The 3,047-nt window shown below is 34.2% G+C and carries 4 protein-coding genes; all 4 read left to right on the top strand.

What is annotated here, in order from left to right; all coding sequences use genetic code 11:
• Positions 1–59 precede the first annotated feature (59 nt).
• The gene (locus AB4486_RS22560; RefSeq protein ID WP_372118699.1) at positions 60–965 is read left to right on the top strand and encodes a hypothetical protein; all 906 of its coding nucleotides are present in this window, start codon (positions 60–62) and stop codon (positions 963–965) included.
• A 269-nt stretch (positions 966–1,234) separates the two neighbouring features.
• Positions 1,235–1,582, top strand: coding sequence for a hypothetical protein (locus tag AB4486_RS22555; protein WP_054776246.1), 348 nt, complete (start codon positions 1,235–1,237; stop codon positions 1,580–1,582).
• The gene (locus AB4486_RS22550; protein ID WP_229648417.1) at positions 1,572–2,051 is read left to right on the top strand and encodes a hypothetical protein; all 480 of its coding nucleotides are present in this window, start codon (positions 1,572–1,574) and stop codon (positions 2,049–2,051) included. Before AB4486_RS22555 ends, AB4486_RS22550 begins: the two co-directional genes overlap by 11 nt.
• A gap of 184 nt (positions 2,052–2,235) precedes the next feature.
• Positions 2,236–2,541, top strand: coding sequence for a hypothetical protein (locus tag AB4486_RS22545; RefSeq protein ID WP_017067214.1), 306 nt, complete (start codon positions 2,236–2,238; stop codon positions 2,539–2,541).
• The last annotated feature ends 506 nt before the right edge of the window (positions 2,542–3,047 follow it).

The raw sequence follows: 3,047 nt of genomic DNA, 5'->3' as shown, positions 1-3,047 counted from the left end.
GAATCCATGTCATTCGTTAGTAGCCTTAATATTTGAAGTTTCTTAAAGAGAGTAAAAGTATGTACAAAATAATTTATTGCGTAATAGTCATGTTTTCTTTAACCGGGTGTGAATCAGATACAGACATTGTTAAAAATAGTGTTTTTACTTATATAGATTATGAAAATAACGCTCAGTCATATGACGCTAGCTATACTATAAAGCAGGCATTTGATCATCGAGGTGTGTGTAATGATATAAAATGGTCGACTTTTCAAGATGACAGAAAAAGAACTATCATCCAAAACGAGTGCACGTTCGATGGTTTTTTAGACTATTTTCCTAATTGGTTGGAAAGTAGAAAGAATTTAGAATTAAACAAGATAAAAAATGACTACGATAAGTTAACTATCTTGAAAAATAAACTTACAAAAGTAAACATTAAACTTGAAGAATATCAACCAATTGTTGATAACAAAAAAAACGATCTTGAAGCATATATGGCTATCTTAAGTAAGTTAAGTCGATTAAATAGTGATAGATCCTATTTGAAAAATACAATTAAAAAGAAAGAAAAACAATTTCCAAATGGTTTGGAGTTTCAACAGGAACAAATAGAACTTAAATATGACCGTCCGTATATGCCAGAATCAGCAAAGGAAACTTATCAGTGGGTTCTTAATAAAGATAAAAATCCTATATATATATATAACGGTATGCATGTGAAATTTACATCTGGTCAAGTTTTGGTATGTGATTATCCTCTGTTTGATTCACTTAAAAGAATATATAGTAACGAATCAATTGGTACATATTCAGCTCTGATTAAAAGTGCAAGATATTGGGCACAGAAAATCAATTCGTATGGAAATTACGAGCAAGAGAAGAATGCAAATTATTATCAAGATGTGCTAAACGATTACGATGTTAAACATGCGGGTGGCATTGGCACACGTCTTACTTGCGAAATAAGCCGCATGAATTGAACAAACATTAGATTATTGACATTCTCCAATTTGATTGGTAGTGGTATCGTTGTCCATAACGGCAACTAACAAGCGCTTTAAACGGAACAAAAACAGTTGGTTAGGTTCCGCTTCGCTCCACATTATAACCAACAATTTTTGTCCGCTTAAGCGGGCGTTATGTAACAAAAGGTAATGGTCAAAGTCACTGTAATTTCAGTTATTTTGACATCTATTGATGCCCATTAATTTGGTATAGAATAAAAACGTATTAAATGATGGAGGGTATCATGGCCAAGCAAGAGTATTGTTCAATCAAAGGATTTGAACCAAGTAATAGAACAAAAGAATATATCGAACAAATGGAGCACATTACTGATATGTCTTCGGTGCTGGAGAAGATCCTGTTTGCTATTCCCTTCTTCCAAATTTTTGCAGGTAGAGATTCTTACAAAGGAGTAGCTTTAGCATCTGCTTCTTATAATGTTTCAACGTATGATTGGCAGTTGTATGAAAGTGCAGTAAAAGCGATTGCTCCAATTGAAAGAGAACGCTTAGAAAATGTAGCTATGAGAGCAATGTTAGACACAAGTGGTGAGGAACGTAAATTTTGGGAGTGTGTATACAATGCATTATAAAGCTATATTATTAATTGTTAGTTGTATATTTTCGTCTTCTGTCTTATCTGAAAGTTGGGCTGAATTTTTAAAAAAAGATCTTAGCTATAAGTACCAAGCTTTAAATGTAAAAGTAGATGCTTGTAGTAAGCTGCGTGAAAGCTTTGTATTAAAACCAATAAAAAGTGATTGGTTTGGTACTTTGACAGATCAACAAAAGAAAGATGTTATTTTATTTGCAAGTGATTATGCGAGTAAGCAATGTTATAAATTGGAAGAATTAAGTTTTTCAAACGCTCTTTTACGTTATACCGCAGAGACCGGAGATAAAGAGCTTCTGGATAATTGGCTTGGTTTAAATAAATCTAATAAATATACAATTGAAGGCGTGGACTCTGTTGGTGCTGAAAATGTAATTGAATTTATAAATCAAGAGTTCACACAACCATTTCAGCCAATTGAGCTTATTAAATATTTAAAGTTATATTAACAAAATTGGAAAGTTACATAACAATTGCATCAACACGATTTACTACACTCGGCATCTTAGGTTGCCGGGTGTTTCTCGTTTTAAGGCGTTAATTTTAAGTATAATTGCATAGTAGTAAACGTGTTATGCAGGCGTTAGCCGAATCTATTAATCCGATATGTAATATTGTTTCTAAGGGGTATTTATGAGTCTTATATCAGTCAAAGTGAGTTCGAAAGCATTAGAGCATATTCGTTCTTCTACTAGTAAGAATCAAGAGCAGATGGCGCTTAAAGTTATATCTGGCGACCTATTTCATATTGTTGATACTATAAATAAATCTCGTAAAGTTCAATTAACAATGGCAGACCAATTAGCTCTCACTTTAGGTGATACTTCAGCAATTTGGCGTGCTCATCAGGAAGATGCAACCGACTTTGACATATTGTTTAATATGCTAAGCAGTAAGCCAGATAAAGAGTTTGTTTTCTCTTATAAGTTGATCGGCTAACAAGAGCTTTAAACGGAACTAAAACAGTGGGTTAGGTTTCGCTTCGCTACACATTTTAACCCACTATTTTAGTCCGCTTAAGCAGGCGTTATAAGTCACATGGAGTTTGATTTAGTATGAAGAATAGAGAGTGCCCTAATTGTCAACAGAAGATTTCACTTAGTTGGTTTTTATTTAGTGGAAATAGGACAAAGTATCGCTGTACCCAATGTTCAGCTTTGATCGAATGGACACCAAGACGCTCCTATTTAGGCATGTTTGTTGGCGGTTCATCAGCGCTGAGTTTTACATTACTTGAATCGTTGATTCCCTCAGTGAGTATACGAGTGATAATGATGTTAATTTTGGCAGTCATACTGGCATTTTTAGTACCGAAGCAGTTCAGAATCATTGACGAAAGTGCCTTATAACAAGTCATTTAAACGGAACAAAAACAGTTGGCCGTCGCTTCGCGATTTTAGCCAACCATTTTTGTCCGCTTAATGAGGCTACATGGATTCCCCCGG

This window comes from Vibrio sp. 10N.222.55.C6 (assembly GCF_041473395.1).
GTDB classification, from domain to species: Bacteria; Pseudomonadota; Gammaproteobacteria; order Enterobacterales; family Vibrionaceae; genus Vibrio; species Vibrio crassostreae_C.
The sequence above is the reverse complement of the archived record's forward strand: the minus strand, read 5'-3'. Positions and strand labels throughout refer to the sequence as shown.

What these genes read in the sequence shown, in the direction of transcription:
- AB4486_RS22560 (WP_372118699.1), top strand. Translation starts at nt 60, where the DNA reads ATGTACAAAATAATTTATTGCGTAATAGTCATGTTTTCTTTAACCGGG.
- AB4486_RS22555 (WP_054776246.1), top strand. Translation starts at nt 1,235, where the DNA reads ATGGCCAAGCAAGAGTATTGTTCAATCAAAGGATTTGAACCAAGTAAT.
- AB4486_RS22550 (WP_229648417.1), top strand. Translation starts at nt 1,572, where the DNA reads ATGCATTATAAAGCTATATTATTAATTGTTAGTTGTATATTTTCGTCT.
- AB4486_RS22545 (WP_017067214.1), top strand. Translation starts at nt 2,236, where the DNA reads ATGAGTCTTATATCAGTCAAAGTGAGTTCGAAAGCATTAGAGCATATT.